The organism is Paenibacillus konkukensis (assembly GCF_023523925.1).
Classification (GTDB): Bacteria; Bacillota; Bacilli; order Paenibacillales; family NBRC-103111; genus Paenibacillus_S; species Paenibacillus_S doosanensis.
On the sequence record NZ_CP027059.1, the window covers coordinates 3,490,417 to 3,513,052 of the forward strand.

Sequence of the window (22,636 nt, forward strand, 5' to 3'; positions counted from 1 at the left end):
GAAAGTTTTTCTCATGTCGATCCTTCAACTCTTATTCGCCTCCAAACTCTTGTCGTTATAATAGATATCCGCATAATAAATCTCAGATACCCTCAAGATTGCTCTCGCTTGCGGATAAGGCGTGCTGACCGCGCTTGTTCCGCCGGCCTGAGCGGCAGAGCGCCGTGCAGTCTCGCCACGCACCGTAGCCATTATACAGCCGCAATCGGCGGTGTGAATATCATCAAAAACGCAAGTTCGTCATTAAAATCGAAAATTTCCCTCTTCATTTTCCACAAAAAGCATAAAAAGATCGTCGTTTTAGCCCGAATTTAATCACGGCCAGGAAACTGTAGAAGCCATAACGCTGCTTGATCCTTCCCGCTGCGGCAAAACGGCAAGCAAGCAACACTGCCCGCAGCAATAGCAACGCCCCTGGCGATCGGGTCAAGTGACAGGTTCCCCCGATCAGTACATGCGAAGGGATTGTGCAATCGCCGGCGCAAACGCCAGATACAACTATCGGCAAAAAGGCGTCCGTCCCTCGCGGACAGACGCCTTTCCCCTTGCTATGCGGCCCCTAGGCCATATGTTTCGGAATTATTCACCGTGCTTCTAGTCCGGCTCCGCCTTACTTCTTTTTCGTTTGCTCGGCCTGAATATCTTTGGCAAGCAGCTCCGACGAATCTCTGACCGCGGTCACGATGTCCTTCTTGCCTCTTCCGATATCGCCGAACGCTTCGTTAAGCCGTTTCCAGGCCAAATCGTTGTATTCGGTCAGCGGGGCCGGAGCGGCGTACTGCTGCGGGAAGATCGCTTGAATGTTTTTGCCTTTGTATTTCGGCAAATCCTGAGCGAACGTTTTCTTAATCTCCGGATTTTTGAGCGCCGTCTCGATTCCCATCTTGGAACGGATCGTCTGGAACTCATCCGAAGTCAAAGCCTGAATGACATCCATCGCCTCGTCCTTATGCTTGCTCGTCTTGCTGATATATATATAGCCCGGATACGCCTGCGGCCCTACCTGGCCCAGCTCTTTGAAATACGGCAGCGAAGCGTAATCCCAGTTCAGATCGTCGGGGAAATTGACCGCCGAGTTCGAGAAATGCGACCACATCGCCAGCGTCTTATCCTTGGAGAACATTCTCGACTGCGCGGTGGAAGCGAAGAAGCCCCCTTCCAGCGGCTTGCCGTCGGTCGTCGGAATCAATTCGTAGAACCGCTTCAAGTTATCCAGAAAAGTCATCATCTTCGGATCGTCGAACATCGGCTTGAACGTTTTCGGATCGACGAACGGCGCCGAAAACTGATTCGTTTTCAAAATATGCTCCGGCGACGCCAGGAACCCGTAATACTGCGTGCCGTTATCGCTGCGCGTCAGCTGCTTGGCAAGATCGTAGACCTCATCCCACGTCATGCCGTCTTTCGGATACGGCACTCCGAATTTGTCGAAAATGTCCTTGTTATACATCAGAACCGGAGAAGTGTTGGACAGCGGCAAACCGTAAATGCCTCCGCCGGCAATTTCCTTCTGCTGCTCGATCGTGAACGGCTCGAAACGACTTAGATCGACGTTCTTCTTTTTAATTAAGTCCGAGATGTCGTACTGAAATTCATTGCGGATCAAATTCAGATGCGTGTGGCCGATCGAGAAAATAAGGATATCGAACTGCTGGCCGCCGGTAATCAAGCCGTCCATGTTTTTGGAAGCCGGCACCGGCACGAATTTCGGCGTAATATTCGGAAACTTCTGCTTGATGTAATTGCCGTAATTGTTCATAAAATCGTCTTCCGTCCAGTCCGCGTTGCCGGTCTGATAGAAGACAAGCTCGACAGGCTCTTGTTTCCCCGATTCTCCTGCTCCTTCTCCTTCCTGTTTGCCTCCGCTGCATCCGGCGAGCAAGCTCCCCGCCAGCGTGGAAGCAATAATGATTTTTCCTGACATTTGAACCCACGATTTCATTGATATACCCCTTTATTTGTTTTAATAGGCCAGTTCCACAGTTGCGTGCCCCGTGCGGGAGCGCTCGGCCGCAAATCCGATTTCGTGTCCGTAAATGGACTGTTCGAGCCGCGTAGACGATATCGACGCCCGCTCCCCTCTCAGGACGCGGACGAAATCTTCCACCAGCAGCAAATCCCCGCCTCCATGGCTGTCGTCCGTCACGTCGACGGTCACTTTTTCCTCGGAATACTGATGCCCTGCCCGCGGGTCGGGATGTCTGACGACGAAGCTGCCGTCCTCCAGCACCCCCTGGATTTCCCCGCGCGTGCCGATGATATGGATCGTCCGGCATGGACGCGATGTCGCGCCGATCATATTATGCGTCGCCGTGCTGCCGTTCTCGAACTCCACCATGACGGATTGATGATCGACGACGTCGTTATCGCAGCGCCACACGCAGCGGCCGTACGGATTCGTAGTGCGAAGCGATTCCAGCTTTTCTTCCTCGGTCAACTTGACGCCGAGATGCTGGTTCTCCCATACGTAAAACCCCCACCGCTTCTGCTCGATATAATGCTTGCGGGCGGAATAGGCGCAATCCGCTTCAATCCGGCAATCGGCCAGACACCGCTCTCCCGAGCCCTCGGGCGCGCGCTCCGCTTTGAACTGCATCAGGCTGCCGAAGCTGCCGACTCTGAGCGGCCTGAGTCCGCCGGTCATCCATGTAAGAATATCGAGATCATGACAGCATTTGGCCATCAGCATGGAAGACTGGCATTTCTCTTGGGAATTCCACTTGCCGCGGATGTAAGAGGCGGCCATATGATGATAGCTGACGTGTTCGGCGGTTTGGATGTTGACGATTTCGCCGATGTCGCCCGCCGCTATCCGCTTGCGGATTTCCCTGTAAAACGGCGCATACCTCAATACATGGCAGATCATAACGATTCGCCCGCATTCCTGCGCCTTGACGTAAAGCTCGCGCAGCTGCTCCTCCGTCGTCGCTATAGGCTTCTCCAGCAGCACGTCATATCCTGCGGCGAGCAGCGGCAGCGTCGTCTCCACATGCAGACGGTCCATCGTCCCGTTGATTGCCGCGTCGGCTATCCGGGGACCGGCCGTCAGCTGCCCGACGGATTCAAAACAGGCTTCCGGAGGCAGCCGAAACGCCTCGGCCGTCCGCTGTCTCCGTTCCGGATCGGGATCGACCACACCCGTAATACGGAAGCTGCCGGGATGACGCCGGGCATAGGAAGCATAGATTAAGCTGCGGTGCCCCGCGCCTACGATGACGGCGGTAACGGGCCGCTCCGAGCCCGCCTTCGTCTGATCGTTCGGATTGCCTTTGACGGTATCGTTCAATTCGGTGTCGCCTCCAGTCGTATGTAAGCGGCGTTTAAAAGGATCGTGATTTCGTCGTGTCCTGCGGTCGCTTGTTTATCATGCTTTTAAGCGCGCTTATTTTTTCTGTTCGGCCAAAATCGCCTTGTTCAGCGTTTCTTCCAGATCGCGCAGCGCGGTGTTCACGTCTTTTTTTCCGGTAAGCACGTTATTGAATTCTTTGTTCAGCGGAGTCGTTACCGGAACGGTGACCAGCTTCGAATCCCGGGCCGGCTGGGCTTTGACCGGCTTATTGACGTACAGCGCTTCCGTATGCTTGCCCTTCAGCATCGAGAAGTCTTGGCCGAACGCCTGCTGAATCGCCGGATTTTTCAGCACCGTCGCCTTGCCCGATTTGCTGGCCTGCATCTGCATCTCGTCGGACAGCACGAATTGCAGCACCTTGAACGCTTCCTCCTTATGCTTGCTGGCGCTGATCAAGTAATAGAAGCGCGGGTTAATCTGCGCGTTCGTGCCCGGAGCTTCCTTCATCGTAGGCAGAGATACCATATCCCAATTGGTGAAATCGTCCGGGAAGCTCTCGGCCGCCGCCGTCACATCCGCATGCATCGCGGATACGCGGTCTTTGACGAAGCTGGCTACCTCCTTCACCCGGCTGCGCTCGTCCATCGGCGCGTTCATCGGAAACCGGTAAAACCGGGTTAACGTCGTAAAGATCGATTTCCAGGCGTCGGTATTGACGTCGGACCGATCCTCGGACAGATGCAAGTAAGGCGCTCCGAGCTGGTTATTATCCAGCAAATAAATGAAATTCATCGTCATGCCGCGATACTGCACGCCGTCCTCGTAACGGGTCAGCTTCTCGGCGAGCGCGTACGCATCGTCCCAGGTCATTCCGTCCTTCGGATAAGCAATCCCGAATTTATCGAATATGTCCTTATTGTAATAGAGCACAGGCGTAAACGTATTGACGGGAAGCCCATACAGCCCGGCGCCGTAGCTGGCCGAAGCGTTCTTGATAATATCGAGATAGGCCGGATCGATCCGATCCAGGTCGAAATTCGATTGCTTGATCAGATCCGTCAAGTCATATTGAAGATTAAACTTGACCAGCTTCTCATTGAGCGCGGAAATGCCCTGGTAATAAATGTCCGGACTGTCGCCGGCAAGCACCAAATCCTGAATCTCCTTGCCCTGATCGGCCCCCTGGAACTCGAACGAAATGTAAGGGTATTTCTCCTTCACCTTCGCCTCTACCTCGGTGCGGAACTTCTGTTCATAATCCTTGTCTCCGGTATAAAATTTGAGCGTCACCGGCTCGTGCTGCTCTTCGCCGGCCGGCGCGTTGTTGGCCGCCTCCTGCTTGCTGCATGCCGATATCATCGTGGCGGCGATGACGGCGGACAGTACGGCCGCCCCTGCTTTTCTTCTCATGCTTTCCCCTCCCCATTGGCATCATCCAATTTCTGTAAAACGCAAGTTGAGAAAAACCTTGATCGAAGTCATTCCAAGACGAGCGGCCGCGTTCAGCGCCTTATACTACCGGACGCCGGCCGTATAAGGCGTATCTTTGACCTCAACCTGCAGCCGGTGCAGCTCCTCCGTCAGCTGTTTCACCGTACCGGCATAGGCCGGATCGGCGTATACGTTGTTCATTTCATGGCTGTCGCTGCGCAGGTCGAACAATTCCCATTCCGGCGGCTTCGGATCGTCGACGGCGTCGGTAGCGCCCAGCGCGTCGGCATAGTAGTAGATCAATTTATAATCATGCGTGCGCAGACCGTAATGGGCGTATACGCCGTGCTCGCCAAGATGCATCCAGTACCGGTAGTACATCGAGGTGCGCCAGCCCTCCGGCACACTCCCTTGCATAAGCGGGCGCAAGCTGACGCCCTGCATCGGCTCCGGCGCCTGCAGCCCCGCATAATCTAGAAACGTCGGAGCAAAATCGGTATTCAGCGCCATCGCATCCTGAACCGAGCCCGGCTGAATTTCGCGCGGGTAGCGGACGATGAACGGCATGCGCAGCGACTCTTCGTACATGAAGCGCTTGTCGAACCAGCCGTGGTCGCCCAGGAAAAAGCCTTGATCGGACGTATAAATGACGATCGTATCGTCGGCGATGCCTTCCGCATCCAACGTATCCAGCAGCCGTCCCACATTATCGTCGATCGAGGCCACGCAGCGTAAATAATCTTTGATGTAGCGCTGATACTTCCAGCTCTTGAGCTCCTTCCCGGTCAAGCCCTCCGGCGGATCGATCTTCAAGTCGCGCTTCTTCAGGTCGCGCTCGATCCGCATGATCGCCGCTTCGGCTGCGGCGGCGCGGTTGCTGTAATCGTCGTCGAACGTCGGCGGCTCCGGAATGTCGATGTCCTCGTACAGATGAGCGTGTTTCTCATCCGGCAGCCACGGGCGATGCGGAGCTTTGTGATGGCACATCAGGAAGAACGGGCGATCCTTATCGCGCTCCGTAATCCAAGCGATGGACCGGTCCGTAATAATATCGGTTACATAGCCTTCATACTGCTTTTCCGTCCCCATCTCGATAAAGGTCGGCTGATGGTAATCCCCTTGGCCGGGCAGCACGTTCCAGTAATCGAACCCCGTAGGATCGCTGTCGCCGCCGTGGCCCAGATGCCACTTGCCGATAATCGCGGTCTGGTAGCCGTCTTGCTGCAGCAGCTTGGATACGGTCTGCTGACGTCCGTCGAGCTTATCTCCGAGCGTCTGAACTCCGTTCAAGTGATTGTACAGTCCGGTCAAAATCGTCGCCCGGCTCGGAGCGCAGATCGAGTTGGTGCAAAAGCAGTTGTCAAATCGCATCCCCCCTTCGGCGATCCGGTCCAAATTCGGCGTTTGATTGATTCGGCTGCCGTAGCAGCTCATCGCATGAGCGGCATGGTCATCGCTCATGATAAATAAGATGTTCGGTCGGCTCACGTTCGCATCCTCCTTGATTTTTCGCAGATGGATTTCAAATTAAGATAAAGCGTAGATCGGCGAGATAAAGGCGCATTGGCCGTTCATTTGCCTAATCTCGACATGATATACGTCGCATTCCGATTCGGCCTCCGTATCCGTCCACGCTTCTTTTACCGTATAAGCATGCTGCGGCACGGCCCGCTGAAGCACCATCGCTTCGGAATTGTAAGGCTTCAAATGCTTCGTCCGGTTGCCTGCGAGCAGTTCGCCTATCGTCGCCGTAAGCTCGACGCCGTTTAACTGTACGCGCACCTGCGACGCTTCGCTGCCCTCGATCTCCAAAATGAGCGCAGCCGTATGGGAATGCATCGTCGTCGGGTTTTTAAAGGTCGTGCAGCTCCACTCTACGGAAGTGTCCGTTTGGCGGATCAGCTCGTTGCCGATCGCATTCATCGAAGGATCGTCCTTCATCTCCGGCGTTGGAGCCAGCACGCTGCGGCCGCGGAAGCAGGTCTCTACGGAGAGCAGTCTGCCCCCGCCGACGTCGGCGGCCCCGTTCCAGAAAAAGCCGTTTTTGCTGTCGCCCCAGCCCATTTCCACTCTGACTTTATAGACTCCGGCTCCGGCTTCGCGGGACCGGCTCGATCCGCTGAGCAGAAGCGATTCGCCGTTGATGATTTGCCAAGGACGCAAATTTTTGTACACGACGATTTTATCGATCTGGTCGCAGGCCGTCACATCGAGCTCGAACCGCCGCTCGCTTGCTTTAGCCTCGCTGCCCATCGGCAGACCGTTCATCGTAAAGCGGCAGGCGATTTTATCCCCGGTAACCGCATACGTTCTGCGCGCCAAAATGGCTTCCCAGATCGATTCCCGCGTCTTCTCGTCGGCCATCACCGCCAGCCGCCCGTCCCCGTAGGAACCCGGATAGCCGGCATGATGGTCGGTCGAGCCGACAAACCCGAAGCGGTGCTTGCGCCGCAAAGCCTCGTACACGCTGCTGCGCGAATCGCGCGGCCCCATGTCATGGTAATATGGATATAAGCCTTGGTCGGACATGCCGCTGCCATGCTTCGAATACACTTCGACAATCGGACTGATTGCCGGATCGAAGCTGTCCCAGTTGCCGCCGCGATAGCCGGGCGTATAGCCGACATGATGCGGTACGGCGATAACCCGGCGCGGCGCCAGCTTCCGGACGATGGCGGCCGGCGACTCTCCCTCGACCAAAGGCAGATCATCGTCGGGCGACACGAAATGATGGTCCCCGTACTGGCTCGAATGCGCTTCGTAGCCTTGGAACGTTACGAATTCCCCCGGCACGTTAAAGCTCTTCACCGTTTCCCTTACTTGGTCCCAATGGCCCTTCAGCTTGGCGAAGCCTTCCTTGTGAAAATCGACCAAATATTCCAGCCCCTCGGTGCGGGCCGGCATGTCGTACCACGATGCGTGGCCGATGATAGCGACGAAATCCAGCTGCCCCCGGGCCGCACGCAGCGCATTCTCCAAGCCTCCGAAGCCGTAGCTGATTCCGCAATGATTGTGCAAATCTCCCCAATATAATGGCATAAGTATGATCCTCTCCTATTTGTATGGTGGAAGTAAAATGGAGACGGCGCCCGGCGCAGAACGTCTCCGGCTTGCCGACCGCCCGAATTCTAAGGCTGACGGAATCGGATGATATGCCCGCCTTCCCGCTCCTGCCTCACAGGGGTGAGAACGATCCGGTACAGCTTCTCTCCCCAGGAATTGCGCAGCTTCTTGTCCTCCAGCGCGATCGCCTCCGCGGATGCCGTAAACGCGCCGGCATCGTATTCCATCACGAGCGCTTTGCGTCCATCGCGGTAGAAGGCCATGACGCCGGCGTTATCCGCGTCCGGCAAGCAGCAGGTCATGAAGTGGAGCGTGAACCGGCAGGCGGCGGAATCGGCGAATGCGTAACGCTCCTCAAGCTCGACCAGCGGCTGCGGCATCCGCTCCAACCGGCAGCGGCGCCGCCAGGAAACGACGCCCGCTTCCGGCGGGTAAGCGGAAGCGATGTCCAGCGTCAGCTGCGAGCCTTCCGCGGAAGCCTCGTAATACGCGGACGACGCCCGGTATTCGCGGCCGTCCCGCTGCATCGATCCGTTCAGCGTCGGCAAGCTGTGGTAGCCGGATTGCATCGTCCATATGTCGTAGCGTTCGGAGCTGAACGTCTTGGCGGTATACTCCTCGACCCCGACATCGATCAATACCGGCAAGCCGTCGGCATAGACGACGAAATGCCCGACATCGTTATGATTGTGACTTTCCTGATTGTGTCCGCCCTTCATGGCGGCATACAGACCGCGATCCGGGGAGTCCGTCTCCCGAGCGGCCATCACTTGAATTCCGTCCATCCACATATCGCGCCGGTAGGTCAGCGGACGGCGGTCGTTCTCGATGACATCGTAGTGGAACAGCGCCGGCAGCACGCGCAGGAACGACAAAAACTTCATGTTCTTCCATCCGTCGGTGCGCAGCATCTGGTGAACGGCCGTCCCCAGCGCCATCATATTGTCGTCGCCGATCCGCTTCCCGAAGCGATACACGACATCTTCTTCCACTGTGATCCGGTGCGGGCCGTCGGCGAAATTAAGATAATAGCGGTCATGAATATGAACCTTATAGATGTAGCGCCCGATATTTTGAATGAGCGGCTCATCATATACGTTGAATTGCCCTCCGGTAGCCGTATACAGCAGCTCCAGACAGTCAAATAGCGAGCCTCCGGCCTTATTCCAGTACCCGGGCCCTTCATCGCAGCCGCCGTCGGCCGGATGCATCGAGAGGTACCGATCGAGACCCGCAAGCGCCTTCCGCACCGCTTGAAGCCGTCTTTCTCCGTCCTCCTCGGCAAGCAGGAAGGCGCTCAGGCAGTTCGAGGTGCACCACGGCGTCCAGTTGTTCAGCCGCTTCTCCCGCTCCGTAAGCCCCATCCACCAGCAGTCGTCCCGCTGCAGGTAAGGATCGAGAATGCGGCGGCGCAGCTCCATGAGCAGCCGCTCGCCGATCAGCGGATTGACCCGGTCGAACGCCGGCCGGAGCAAGTAATGCAGCCAGGCGAACAAGTTGCCGGTCTCGGCCGCAAACAGGTCGATGCCCGGCTGGGCGGCCGCATCGGGCAAGTCGGGATAACGCCCCTGGAACATCCGGTTGTGCGCGGAGATGACCCAGTTCGACTCTTCGCTGATCAGCCAGATGCCGTCGATCAGGTCGTTCATAAACCGTCCCTCGTTCTCCACGCATTCCGCTAATGCGAGACTGGTCACCGCGCGTCTGCGCAGATGATACGGTCCGTCATAACGCGTGCGGTTGCCGTTTTGCAGAAATTCTCTATACATCGTCGCCGTAAGCGCCGGCCAGGCGCAGCCGAGATAGCGCTCTCCCTCGGCAATGACCGATCGGCGCAGCTCCGGCGGGAGCTTCTCCCATTCGTCCCGTTGCTCCGCATCGGGATATGGGCGGCAGCTGTCGCGGGATAACAGTATCGCTCCAAGCTCCTCTGCGCCGAACAACTCGCTAAGCTTGATCATGCCTCAGCTTCATCCTCTCCATTATTCTTAACCGCGCTCCGCCCGGCTGGCGGCGGAATAAGACGCATGGCTGCTGATGCTCCCGGCAGATGAAGCACTCCGGCTTCTTCCGCAACCTCGTGCCTGGCGGCGGGACAGCCCGCTATCTCGACGGTCCACGTCCCGGGCGCCAAATCGGCGATCAGGCACTCACGGCCGCCGGTCGCTCCGGCATCATCCGCAGCCCCGCCCGAGCTTGCCGCTGCGCAGCGGTCCTCCGGCATCGGAATGATCAGCTCTTCGCTCAGCCGAAGACCGCTTTTGCTGAAATAGACCGTCCAATTCCCGATCGCCGCCCCGACAAGCTGCTCCGTCTCGACCTTCGCGGTCGCCAAAGGAGCCGGTCCGCCGATATCTTTCACCTGCATCACGTTCAAGAACAAATCCTGCTCGGACGGCGTGCGCGGGCTCGCTTCAATGCGCCATGCCCCCTGCTCCTTCGTGCTCGGGAAATCGTTGACGTAGTTGGTGCCGAACACCCAGAACTCCTTGCCCGGCCCGCCGACGGGAACGATGTCCACATTGTCCGGCTCCGGCAGCAGCGTATCGTTGATCAACTGGCCGTTGTAGCCGTCTTCGCTGCGGGAGACGACGGTGCGCGAGCCGCTCACTTGGGGCTCCTCCACGCTGTGCAGCAGCCAATACTTTTCGAACTCGGCGTTCGCCGACACGACGCGGTCGAAGACGATGAGCGCCGCCGGATGATCCGCATCCTTGAAATTCAGAAACAGGAAGGAGCGCTGGAACTGCTTCATCTTGGCGGAATAGGCCGCCGTAATGTCGCCCTTGAGATAGGAGTAATCCGGCTGCACCGGATCGGGTCCGCAGGCATGAGCCAGCGCTTCGCCCCGCTTGAAATCCTTGTTCAGCAGATCGTCCAGCGTAAGCGGCGGACGCCCTTCGTTCGGCCAACGCTGGCCCCCGTCGTTGACATTCGGCCAGACCAGGCCGCCGTCCTTAACGTAAGGATACTGCTTCAGCTCATCCGGATCGTAAACGAGCACCGTATTATGAGCGATCGACCGCTTAAAATAATATTTGTTATGCGGTGAATGATATTTGCCCGACGAGCCTTTGTAAATGCCCGAATCTATGGCTAAGTAGCCTTTGTAGTACAGCTGGAACGCCCCCGCGTCCAGATGCTGATGGTTGTTGTACTGGTACTCCCCGATGCGCATTTCGGCCACGACGGCGGACGAAGCGCGGTCCATCCCCTCGTCCCAGCCGGTCCGGGCGATCATAATGCCCGCCGGCGAGCCGAAATAGCGGGTCAGCGGGAGCTCCTTCACCGATTTCGGGCCGACGTCGGGATTGTAGAACAAGAAGGCGTGAAACACGTACATATCCGGAATCGTCTCGAATTCGCGGAACTGCTGATCGATAAAGTACGGATTGCCGTAGTAGCTGCCGGCCATCAGATAAACGAGCGGAAACAGCTTGATGTATTGATGCTCCGCATACAGCGGATTGTCGCTGTCCCCGTCGCGCAGCAGCTTGCCGTCCGGCCTGCGGGTGTAAATCCATTGATAGCCGACTTCCTCCTGCGAAGGGTCGTACGGGTTGCCCGCGCCCATCCGGTCCAAAATCCACGTCGCGTACAGCTCGGCCTGATAACGGTAAGCGCCGTAATTGTCGCCCTGATGATGCCAGCCGGAAGGATAGAAGAAGTTGCGGGCCGGCACCATCTCGGCATAGAAGCGGCCCGCCGCCACATCGTACAGCTCCGGATCTTCGTCATAGATCGCGATGCCGGTGCCGATCAGATCGCGCATCAGCATCCATTCGCTCGTATGGCCGACGATCGAGCCTTCCTTCCTCGGCGGAAACCCGCATTCGAGCATATGCGCAAGCCGTCTGAAGTGGACGATCATAAACTGCCGATCCTCGTCGCTCAGCAGCTCTCTGCACCAGTCGTACACGACGGCCGCAGCCAGCATCAGCCTGCCGATAGCCCGGGAAATATCCTGGAAATTCGGGTTAAATGATTTCGTAATGCAAGAGAGCGCGAGCTCCTTTGCCCGCTGTCCGGCTTCCCGGTCATCGTCTAGCACATACATAAGGGCGTTGGCTTCGATCAAATAAACGTCTTCGGGCGTATCGCCCGATGCGGCTTCCCGGATGTCAACTTGGCTGAAATACACGAGCCGCTCCCATACCTGCTTCATTTCCGGCTTCGTCCGCTTCTCTCTAAGACCCGGCATATCCCGGTGGCGCAGCAGCAAACGGGGATGTTCCTGCGGCGGCTTATGCGGCGGTTTTGGATACATCGCTAGCGCCTCCTATTTTTCAATCATGAACTTCGGCTTCATCTGCCGTCATTTGGCGTTTTTAATCTCCGTCATCGCTTTTTCGGCCTTTTCCTGCACTTCCCTGAGCACGGTATTGACATCCTTATTGTTTTGCGCCATATCCTTCGCCCCTTCGCGGATCAGCTGCTTGAACGGCAGATCGTAGTCGGTCGGCTTCACGATAGCGGCCTGCTTCAGCTTGAACACGGCCTGCACATTTTTGCCCTGGAAGCCTTTCAGCTCGGAAGCGTAGGTCTTCTTCACCTCATCGTTGTTCAAGGAAGTCATGCGCCCGGTCTTGTTCATCGCAATCTGCGCGTCATCCGACACCAGAGTGGACATCACCTTGAAGGCTTCCTCCTGATGCTTGCTCTGCGGAGACAGCATCATCAGATGCAGGTCGACGGGCTTGCCTATGCCGGGACGGTCTTCGAAGCTCGGATACGTGACCATGTCCCAGTTCAGCGGTTTGCCCTGCTGCGCCATATCTTCGATCGTGCCAACGACGCCGTCTCCCCACACCGGATACATGGCTAGAATGCGATCCTTGAAAAAGCCGTTCGAGGTGTACATAAATTTATTTTTCTCGCCGATAAAGCCGGGAATTTCGTACATCGCTTTCAGCTTGGAAAAAGCGGTCTTGTAGCCCGCCGTATTAATGAGCGGCTTCTCTTCCTTTTCGTCCACATACGGGAGCGAATACTGTCTGGTGAGGTTTTCCGGGTAGTCCGGATCAATACCGATATACTGTACTCCGTCTTCCTTGCGCGTCAGCTTCTTGGCTAGCTCGATCGCCTGATCCCAGGTCATGCCGTCCTGCGGGTATTCCACCCCGAATTTATCGAAAATATCTTTGTTGTAAATCATCAAGCCGTAGTTCATTGAGAACGGGAGAGCGTATATTTCCCCGTTGTCGCCGAATTGTTTGATCGCATCCATGCCGACCGGATCGAACTTGCCCAGATCGAGGTTGTTTTTCTTCGCCAGTCCGTTCAAATCCATGCCGAGCCCCAGCTTGTTGAACATACCGATGTAAACGTTGCTGGTCAGTATCAAATCGGGCAAATTGCCGGACGCAATGATCTGCTCGGGCGTATCCTTGTCTCCATTGCGTGAAACGAGCTGCATAGTAATATTCGGGTATTTTTTTTGCACCGGCTCGACGAAAAATTTCTGAAATTCCGAATCCTGAATGCCCGAGCTGTAGCTGTATACGACCAGATTGATTTTCTCGTTCGTCTCGGCCGGCTTGGGCGCTTCGCCCGCCTTATCGCTGCTGCATCCGGATAAAGCCGCCGCCAAACAGAGCAAGCACGGTATCAATACATTCTTCTTCACCAGAAAGACCCCCTATTTACGCTTTTTTTGAAGCATACGGCTGTCGGTTAAGAAAGCTTCCCGTTTCCTAATAAATGAATGCACGCGACAATCGATTTCGCCTTATCGTCCCGGCAGGCGTCCAGAACGGGAGCAGGGCAGGGCTTCGGATTGCCGCGCCCGTTCCGTCCTTCGCCGCTTAAGGGCCGCAAACCGGGACACTTCTTCTAGTGCAGCCTTCCGGTTAACGCAGCGACCATTCGGCAAGCGGGACATAGCGCCCCGGCTCGGCGGGAACTGACTCTCCTGCGGCCAGCGGCGTCAGCTCAACGGCCATACGCATGGCGGTTACGCCGTCCAGCTTGACGGCCAGCTTGCGGATGCCGTTGTTCGGCGTCTGCCCCTTCGGATTGTCCGACTCGGGCAGCGGCTTGGCATCCATCACCTGGAAGACCGCGCCGGCCGGTTCATCTCCGGGCGGGAACACCATGCGGACGCTGAGCCGTTTGCCGTTCTGGCTGAGCAGAGCCGAACGGCCGTCTTCCGCGATCTGGACGGACGCCTTCGTATGCATAAACCACCAAACGGTGGACGGCGCCTTGTTCTCGATCTCATCCTCGACGATCAGTCGTTTGCGGTCCGCAAACATGACGCCTCGCTTCGCAGTGTCGGCATTGCGCGCATAAGCCGGCTGCATGTCGGCAATGGCGTAAGCTCCCTGCGGTTTGGAATCGTAGGCGGCGATCCGGCTCATCGCCGTCGGGATTTGCTGAAACTGCTTATCCGGATTGATCACCAGCGTGTTATGACCTTCCGGCTTCAGCCGGTAATAGGTGTACCGCTCTTTGTCGTATTCGAAGTAGCCCTTGAGGTTGTAGTCCTCCTTGCCCGGATCTATCGCCCACTGGATGCCGTCCGCATGGAACACGAATTCCCCCGTATCCGAATGGGAATGGCTCGCAATTGCCGTGCCCGCCTTGAAGCCGACGAAAGCGGCCGCCGGATCGTCCCACTTGCTGCGCATCGTGACGACCTCGGCGTCGCGGTAATATTGATCCGCAGGCAGCGCCGCACCCGCTTCGCGGAACTGCGGATCGTACCAGAGCAGATCGTATACGCCGCCGTTCTGCTTGGCGTCCTCCATCATGGCGATTCTTCGTTCCGCCAGCATGGGATCGTTCGTCGCCTTGGCCAGCCAGAACAGCTCCGGAATCTTCATCTTGCCGCTGTCGCTGTCGGCGAAGTTGAACGTGCCCTGCGGGCCGGTCGTATAGATCGGAAAATAGGCGGTCTTATGCAGTCCGGGCGTCTCGGCATGACCGTAGGTCGTACCGAGCGAGCTTTGCAGCGCCGCCATATAACTTACCGTATATTCCATCATGTAACGCCAGTAGCCCGGGCCTTCGCTCCATCCGCCGTCGGGCTCCCAATGGCTTAAAATAATGTTCCGCACCGATTGCAGGGATCTGGCGATAATGTCCCCGGCGAGCGCTTGCACCGGCTCTTCATCGCCGAGCGCGAGCGCCCCGACGATGATGCCGCCGTTGCAGACGGCGCTCCAGTTGTTCACCGGATCGGTTCTGACGCTCCACCATGCCTTGTTGTTATGGGCGTCGAGCGCCTTTTGCAGCCCTTTGTCGACCATCGCCTGACGGATAGTGTCCCGCTGCTCTTGCGTCAATCGCTCGTAGAGCCAATCGTAGCCGATTCCCATGCCCGCCGTTATTTCGGCGGTATTAAGAAACTCCTTCTTATCGTTCCAATCGGGAAAAGCGGCCAGCGCCATCATCTCCTCGATGGCCCGCTTCGCATATTTGTCGTCGCCGCTGAGCCGAAACATCATCGCGTTCTGCTCGATGATAGGCCTCGCGTCTCTGGCGGACAGCATTCGCCGGCCGTCCGGAGTTTCGTAAGCGCCGACCGGCTTCGTCAGCGTTTTGTCGGCGGCCTTCCGCAGGTCGCCGTACCATTTGCGCAGCAGAGGGTCGCTCTTCACGCCTTCCTGCAGCCGGATGAACGTATCCGCCGTCGCGAACAATCTCGGATGCTGCTGCTGCGGATTGTGCTGCCGAAGATCGGCTATAATCTGCATCGCGCTAGGGGGCGCGCCGGCGTACGGCTTGAAATCGGCGGGGCTCGGTTCCGAGCCCTTCAGCGTCTTCGCCGCCTCCGCGCTATCCGGCTTGGACGGCGAAGCGCTCTGTTCCGTAGGCGGCTTGGCGCTCTGAGCGGCCTCGTCCGAACAGGCCGGTGCGACCGCCGCTATGCACACAAGCAGCGTAAGGGCAATGAGACGGCTCCATGGCTTGGGAATCCGCATAGCCCGCTCTCCCCTTCTACCAGAACAGCTCGGTTTGTCCGCGCAGCTTGGCCAGCGCCTCGGCGAAGTAGTAGTCGCCGTAGATCAAGCCGACATCGATGTTTTTGTTCGCCGGGAAATGGCCCGTGCCATGCGGCAAAATCGCTTCGTCGCTCAAATCCCAGATCGCGTAATGATCGACCAGCGATTTCAGGATGCGCCGGGCCGCCGTCCCGTAGAGCCGTCCTTCCTCCGCAGGCAGCAGGTCGGCCAGCAGCAGCAGGCCGCTTGCGGCAATGGCTGCCGCTGAAGAGTCTCGCGGAGCTCCCTCCTGGACCGTCAGCCGGAAATCCCAATACGGCACCAAGTCTTCCGGCAGGTTAGCCAGGAAGAAGTGGGCGACCTTTTTGCTCCCCTGCAAGTAGGCGTCGTTCTTCGTATAGCTGTAGCACAGCGCCAAGCCGTACAATGCCCATGCGGTGCCGCGCGCCCAAGCCGATTCGGGAGCGAAGCCCTGCCCTCCGAGCGCTCCGACGCGTTCGCCGGTCTCCGGATCGAAGTTCACGATGTGGTAACAGGAGCCGTCCTCGCGGATAAATTCGCGGAGCACCGTATTGGCGTGCTCCACCGCAATATGCTTGAACCGTGGGTCCTGAATTTGCTCCGAGGCCCAGAACAAGAGGCTGAGATTCATCGTGCAATCGATGATCGCCCAGCCGGTATTGCCGTCCTTGCTGTCCCAGTTGCTTTGGTTCCAGGCGCGGATGAAGCCGCCCCGCAGATTAAACCGGCTCGCCAGCCAGGCAGCGACCTTCAACGCGCGCAGCTTCGAATCGGCGCTGCCCGTCAGCTTGTAATTGGCTACCGAGGTCAGGCTCCACATAAAGCCTACGTCGTGATGCAGGCGGGTATATTCTTCAATGCATACGTCCATCTTCCGCTCGCATTCCTCGGCGATCCGCTTCAGCTCCTCATTGCCGGTATCCCGGTAAATGAGCCACAGCAGTCCCGGCCAGAAGCCCGAGGTCCATCCGTTCGGCTCGGTGCAATCGTATTTCCCGTCTTTGGCTACATGGGGAAAGCCCGCGCCGATCGTACGGCTCGTTTGCCCTACCTTGGCAACCAGCTTCTCCCACGCATCGTCAATCCACATTTCATTCGTCGTCTCCGGCATGTGCTCTCTTCTCCTTGTTTATGTATTTCTTATGTTTTTCCAGCGATTCTTAAAAGTGTGGTGAAAAAGTCCCTGTTATTACAAAATGAAGCCGTCAAAGTTACCAAAAAAACGGAACCCTGAGCATGTAGTGGAGCAAAGATACTGGGGACAGCCTGTTATCTTGGCGAGGACGGTGCAGGAAAGTGCACCGGCCCGTGGCCTTCTGGCTTTGAATCGGCACAGTCGCTTTAAATTCTGGACCATGGCCGTAAGTGTAGCTTGCTCTTGCATGCGATCAAGACCGCGGCTGCGGGCTCGATCGAGTCCATGTCTTCCTTTGGCCTCCGCAAAGGCATGTTCAATACGCGCACGCAGGGCTTGGATGTGCCGGTATGCACCATGACGCTGAATACTTTTTGCAAAATTGTAAGCCTGGATCTCCTTCTGTTTGAGACGGCGTTTGGCTTTTCGAACGGGATGCAATGCTCGGGTCTTGTAAACCGGGAATTCTTGCAGCTTGAGACTACGCAACCGGATGAGTGGGATGATGCCAAGTTCATGGAGCTGAACCAGATAGTCTGCTGACTCATACCCTTTATCTGCCGAAAGCGTTCGGATTTGGAGATGAGGATGACGAAATCGAATCGCTTGCACTTGCTTCAGGCTGACTTCTCTTTCTGCTGTACCGGATGCTAAAGAAGCCCGGGTGTCCAGGATCACGCCGGAGTGAACATCGATCAGATCATGCACCAAATAACGCAGATGAGCTTCCTGCCCTTTGCTTTTCTTATACAAACGGGCATCGGGGTCGCTGGTACTACGGTGCGTACGGTTGGAAAAGGTTTTGCCATGAAAATCTTCGTGAACAGCCTGTTCCTCTACCTCCGAATGATCGTTCCTCGTAGAGGGAGGTTTAGGGGCATCCTCCTTGTCGGTTTTCGTGTCTTCGGTATCCTCCTTGGCTTGGCGTACTAAATACGCCTCGATAGATTCGACAGGGGCCAGTTGGATTTCTGCCAAACTGTGAATGGACGCATTCGCGCGTACTTGTGTTCCGTCCACGGCCGCATCCATTTGCGGCTTAACGAGTCCTGCGATGATGCACTGGTCAACAATGTCGCGCATCAGGTCGTCAAACACCTGATGGTCCCGCCAAAACTTTCGGGTTTTCACCAGAGTGGTCCGATCCGGCAAGGCCAGCTCGGCTTCTTCGGGATGCAGAACGGCTTCAAAGTCGAGGCCGCAAAACCACAAGTAGCCCGCATGCATAGGCAGCAAATTGTACAGAGCACGCTCACTGTGGTTGAACAGATAACAAAGAACCATCAAGCGTAGCTGAAGTTCAGGATCGCTCACGGGACGACCCATATTTTCGGAATACAGAGCACGTGTACGTTCGTGAATCATGCTCCAATCAATAACACGATCCAGTTGACGAAGAAGATGGTTTTGGGGAACAAGCGCCTCCATCTCGACCATTTGAAATAGTCGAGGTTGGGTGCCTTGGCGTTTGGAAACTAGCATAAGTTTTGGCCTCATTTCTCATCGATCAGTTCCATTTATTTTACCATTTCTATTGTGTCATGACTGTACAATGCCACTTTTTCACCACGCTTTTAAATGAAGAAAAGATTATATTTCATTTATGGTATCTCTAAAAAGGTGGTGAAAAACAAGCAGCCTGCGGTCGATAGAAGTTTCCACCCGCTCTTGCAGCCGGATTTTTTTCATTTTAAACCACTAAAGCGGGAAAATCCGTCTACAAAAGCGACCGCTCACGCTACTCCAACTTTTTATCGACTCTTCGGTCACTTTTTCACCACGTTTTTAAAAGGGTGGTGAAAAAGTCCGCTGCGGCGTCCATTTGATCCTCCAATCGCTGTTGAAAACGGATTCTTTAGATTGTTTTTTCGTTTTTCTGTGGAGAATCCGTTTTCAAAGGCGAACGCTTACGCTTTTCCAACTTTCTATCGACTCTCCGGCCGCTTTTTCACCGGGCGTTCTAAGCCTGGAATTCCGCATAATCGCCCAGAAACCGCTCATAGACGTTTTCCGGCAGATCGAGCAAATCGTTCGTGCTCCGCATATAATCGCGCAGGCTGCCGAGCAGGCTCTCGATCCGGCCGCCGTGCTCATCGGACCGGAACGCCAAATTGTTCATTTCCTGCGGGTCTTGCTTAAGATCGTACAGCTCGATAAATATTTCATCCTTAAAAATGTCGGCGATCAGCTTATGATCGCCTTCCATAACGCAGCGCTGGAAGTTGCTTCGTGCTCCGTTGCCGTCGAATTGAATGAAGATGCGCTCACGCGCGAGGCGCTCCTGCTCGCCGGTAATTAACGGCATTAAAGATACGCCCGACACTCCTTGCGGCGTTTCCAGTCCGAGGAAATCGCACAAGGTCGGAAGCACATCGACGCTGCTGACCAGCTCGCCCGATTGCTTGACCGCCGGCGTGAAGTCCCCCGGAAATTTGATGTACAGCGGCGTTTTTACCGATTCTTCGTACATGCACATCTTCTGCCACAGGCGGTGCGAGCCGAGCATTTCGCCGTGATCGCTCGCAAACACAATCAGCGTATTGTCGTATAGACCTTCGCGCTTCAGCTCGGCGACAAGCCGTCCGACGCAGTGATCGAGCAGCGCCACCAGGCCGAGATATACTCGCCAAATGCGCTCCCATTCCTCGCGCGTATACGATGTGCCGAGCATCCCGGTCAAATTGTACAGCTGCAGCGGCGATTGATTGTCGGCCCAGACGCCTACGTTGTCCGGAAGCTTCGCTTCCTTCACCAGCGAATACCACGGCTCGGGGATGTCGAGCGGAGGATGCGGAGCAAGGAACATCGCGTTCAGCGCGAAAGGCTTGCTGCGGTCCCGTCCGCGAATCGCCTCCAGCGAATCGTTAAGAATAAAACCGTCATAGAAGAAATCAAGCTCCTCATCGTAGCGGCCGACGGTCGGAATCGAATACTTGCGCTTGCGGGTCACGCGGCCGTAGGCAAGCTCCGGTACCAAGCCTTGAAAAGCCGGCCCGCCCGGCTTTTTCTTGCCGTTCTGCTTCAGAAACGCTTCATACCGCTGCTCCAGCTGCAGCCAATGGGTTTTACTGTCCGCGCTATGCTCCAGCTTCGGTTCCGTGAACAGATGCTGCTTGCCGGTATGCCAGCTGTCCCATTCCTCCTCGATAAGCCGGTACCAATGTTCATGATCGGGACGCACCATGCCGTGCTCCTTCTCCTGCGGCGTCCACGGATTGATCAGCGAGCCCGTCACATTCGGATATTTCCCTGTGAAGAAGGCTCCGCGGGCCGGAACGCACAACGGCGAGGCGCAGTACGCCCGATCGAACGTCACGCTCTCTTCCTTCAGTTGGTTAATGTTCGGCGTGTACTCTCCTCCCAGAGCGTCCCAGCGAAGCTGGTCGGCCATAATGATGACGACGTTCGGCTTATCTCCCATTCCGTTCTCCTCCTTCTTCGTCAGGCTGATGCTCCGCCGGGCCGCGGTAACTCAGCATAATGCGCCCGGGAGCCGCCATCCACCGCCAATGCAGCACGCCGCTCTCTTCCGTCACCTCGCGGGTCAACAGATGCCGCCGCTCCCATGCCGAGCCTTCCCCATTCCCCGTCTCCAGCTCGACCGTCCAGATGCCGGCCGCCAGATCGGCCGCCAGACCGTTTAGCTCGCGTCCAAGCAGCGGCGAGCCCTCCTCTGTCACCGGCAGCGCGACGTCCTCGGCGAGACGCTCGCCGTTCTTCGCGAACAGCGCAAGCCAGCCGTTCAGCTGCGCCCCGACCATCCGCTCCGTCTCTACCTTCTGCGTAGGGAGCGCCGCCGGGCCGTCGATAGCTTTCATCTGAATGACATTCAAAAACAAATCCTCCTCCGACGGCTGAACCGGGCTGACCTCGATGCGCCACTCGCCCTGCTCCTTCGTGCCGGGGAAGTCGTTCACATAATTGGTGCCGAACACCCAATATTCCTTGCCGGGGCCGCCCACCTTCTCAATCCGCCGATTGCCCGATTCCGGCAGCAGCGTATCGTTGATCAGCTGTCCGTTGTAGCCGTCCTCGCTGCGCGAAATGACGGTGCGTCCTCCCTCGATCTGCGGCTCCTCGATGCTGTGCAGCAGCCAATATTTCGAAAGCTCGGGACGGGCCGAGACGACGCGGTCGAACACGATCAAAGCCGCCGGATGATCCTCATTTTTGAAGTTAAGGAACAGAAACGAGCGCCGGAAGCTTTTCATTTTGCTCGAATAAGCGGCTGTAATATCTCCTTTAAGATACGAATAATCCGGCCGCTGCCGGTCGTCCCCGATGGCGTGCGCCAGCACGTCCGCGCGTTTAAAATCTTTGCTCAGCAGATCGTCCAGCGTAAGCGGCGGCCGGCCTTCATTGGGCCAGCGCTGCCCGCCGTCATTGACGTTCGGCCATACCAGGCCGCCGTCCTTGACATAGGGGTACTGCCGAAGCTCGTCGGGATCGTAAACCAGCATCGTATTATGCGCAATCGAACGCTTGAAATAATATTTGTTATGCGGTGAATGATACTTGCCCGAGGAGCCTTTATAAGAGCCCGAATCGATGGCCAGATTGCCTTTGTAATACAGCTGGAACGCTCCCGCGTCCAAATGCTGATGGTTGTTGTATTGATACATGCCGACCTTCATCTCGGCTATGACGGTGCTGGAATCGATGCCGTCATCCCAGCCGGTGCGCGCGACCATCACTCCGGTAGGAGGGCCGAAATAACGGGTTAGCGGCAGCTCGTGCAGCGGCTTCGCTTCCACATCGGGATCGGCGAACAGGAAGGCGAAGAGCACGTCTTTGTCCTGAAACCGCCCCTCGTCCTTCAGCTGCTGGCATACATAGTAAGGGTCCTTATAATAACCGCCGAGCAGCAAATAAATAAAATGAAGCCTCGTATACTTCGTATGATTCGGCATAACGGGCGTCGAGTCGCCGTCGCGCAGCAGCTTTCCGTCCGGCCGCCGCGTATAAATCCACTGGTAGCCCACTTCGCGCTGCGATTCATCGTAGACGTTGCCGAAGCCCATCCGACCGAACAGAAACGTCGGGAACAGCTCTCCCTGGAAACGAACGCCGCCGTAGCCGTCGCCCTGATGATGCCAACCGGAAGGGTAAAAGAAGTTGCGCGCCGGCACCATCTGATGCAGTACCCGGCCGGCCGCCAGATCGTACATCTCCGGGTCCTCGTCGTAAATGGCGATTCCCGTGCCGAGCATATCGCGCTGGATCATCCATTCGCAGCTGTGGCCGACGAAAGCGCCTTCTTTTAACGGCGGATAGCCGCATTCGAGCAAGGAAGCCAGCCGTTTGAAGTGGCGGATGAAAAAATCCCGTTCCTCATCGCTCACCAGCTCGTAGCACCAGTCGTATACGATCGCGCCGGCCAGCATCAAGCGGCCGATGTCCCGCGAAATATCTTGAAAGTTCGGGTTGAAATGCTTCGTAATGGCGGACAGCGCGAGCGCCTTGGCCTTCAGCCCAGCCTCCCGGTCCTCCTTTAACAAATACAGCAGCGCGTTGGCTTCAATGACATACACATCCCCGGGGCAATGCTCCGAGCCGGCTTCCTCGATCCCGTATTCGCTGTACTTCATAAGCCGCTCCCAAGCCTGCTTCACCTCGGGTCTTGTCATCTTGCTCCGCAGTTCGGGCAAATGCTGCCTGCGAAGAAATAGCCGGGGATGCTCCGGCGGCGGGGTCAAATGCGGTTGCGGAAACATAGCTATGGTCCTCCTAACGCTTATTGATAATGAAGTG

General features: G+C 56.8%; 13 protein-coding genes. All 13 read right to left on the reverse strand.

The genetic code is table 11. The features are described 5' to 3' along the window. Nucleotides 1–610 precede the first annotated feature (610 nt). Nucleotides 611–1,942, reverse strand: coding sequence for an ABC transporter substrate-binding protein (locus SK3146_RS14945; RefSeq protein WP_249865774.1), 1,332 nt, complete (start codon nucleotides 1,940–1,942; stop codon nucleotides 611–613). Nucleotides 1,943–1,963: 21 nt separating this feature from the next. Then, complete coding sequence (locus SK3146_RS14950; RefSeq protein WP_249865775.1) at nucleotides 1,964–3,286, reverse strand: Gfo/Idh/MocA family protein; 1,323 nt, start codon at nucleotides 3,284–3,286, stop codon at nucleotides 1,964–1,966. A gap of 96 nt (nucleotides 3,287–3,382) precedes the next feature. Next, nucleotides 3,383–4,699 (reverse strand): ABC transporter substrate-binding protein, encoded by a 1,317-nt coding sequence (locus tag SK3146_RS14955; protein ID WP_249865776.1) that lies wholly within the window; start codon nucleotides 4,697–4,699, stop codon nucleotides 3,383–3,385. Between the two features lie 105 nt (nucleotides 4,700–4,804). Then, on the reverse strand, nucleotides 4,805–6,208 hold the full coding sequence (locus SK3146_RS14960; protein ID WP_249865777.1) for a sulfatase family protein: 1,404 nt from the start codon (nucleotides 6,206–6,208) through the stop codon (nucleotides 4,805–4,807). Between the two features lie 39 nt (nucleotides 6,209–6,247). Further along, entirely contained in the window at nucleotides 6,248–7,759 is a 1,512-nt protein-coding gene (locus SK3146_RS14965; RefSeq protein ID WP_249865778.1) for a DUF3604 domain-containing protein, read from the reverse strand. 89 nt (nucleotides 7,760–7,848) lie between these two features. Next, nucleotides 7,849–9,744 carry a heparinase II/III domain-containing protein gene (locus SK3146_RS14970; protein WP_249865779.1) on the reverse strand — a complete coding sequence of 632 codons (1,896 nt, stop codon included), beginning with the start codon at nucleotides 9,742–9,744 and terminating at the stop codon, nucleotides 7,849–7,851. Then, on the reverse strand, nucleotides 9,741–12,050 hold the full coding sequence (gene hepB, locus SK3146_RS14975; protein WP_249865780.1) for a heparin/heparin-sulfate lyase HepB: 2,310 nt from the start codon (nucleotides 12,048–12,050) through the stop codon (nucleotides 9,741–9,743). The genes SK3146_RS14970 and hepB (SK3146_RS14975) overlap by 4 nt, the downstream gene beginning before the upstream one ends. A gap of 48 nt (nucleotides 12,051–12,098) precedes the next feature. Continuing rightward, the gene (locus SK3146_RS14980) at nucleotides 12,099–13,409 is read right to left on the reverse strand and encodes an ABC transporter substrate-binding protein (RefSeq protein WP_249865781.1); all 1,311 of its coding nucleotides are present in this window, start codon (nucleotides 13,407–13,409) and stop codon (nucleotides 12,099–12,101) included. Between the two features lie 223 nt (nucleotides 13,410–13,632). After that, on the reverse strand, nucleotides 13,633–15,708 hold the full coding sequence (locus SK3146_RS14985) for a heparinase II/III domain-containing protein (RefSeq protein WP_249865782.1): 2,076 nt from the start codon (nucleotides 15,706–15,708) through the stop codon (nucleotides 13,633–13,635). Between the two features lie 16 nt (nucleotides 15,709–15,724). Continuing rightward, nucleotides 15,725–16,861, reverse strand: coding sequence for a glycoside hydrolase family 88 protein (locus tag SK3146_RS14990; protein ID WP_249865783.1), 1,137 nt, complete (start codon nucleotides 16,859–16,861; stop codon nucleotides 15,725–15,727). A gap of 78 nt (nucleotides 16,862–16,939) precedes the next feature. Further along, on the reverse strand, nucleotides 16,940–18,367 hold the full coding sequence (locus SK3146_RS14995) for a transposase (protein ID WP_434006817.1): 1,428 nt from the start codon (nucleotides 18,365–18,367) through the stop codon (nucleotides 16,940–16,942). 478 nt (nucleotides 18,368–18,845) lie between these two features. Beyond that, a complete protein-coding gene (locus SK3146_RS15000; protein WP_249865784.1) occupies nucleotides 18,846–20,306 on the reverse strand; it encodes a sulfatase family protein in 1,461 nt (486 codons plus the stop codon). Beyond that, nucleotides 20,296–22,599 (reverse strand): heparin/heparin-sulfate lyase HepB, encoded by a 2,304-nt coding sequence (hepB, locus tag SK3146_RS15005; protein WP_249865785.1) that lies wholly within the window; start codon nucleotides 22,597–22,599, stop codon nucleotides 20,296–20,298. The genes SK3146_RS15000 and hepB (SK3146_RS15005) overlap by 11 nt, the downstream gene beginning before the upstream one ends. Between the last annotated feature and the right edge of the window lie 37 nt (nucleotides 22,600–22,636).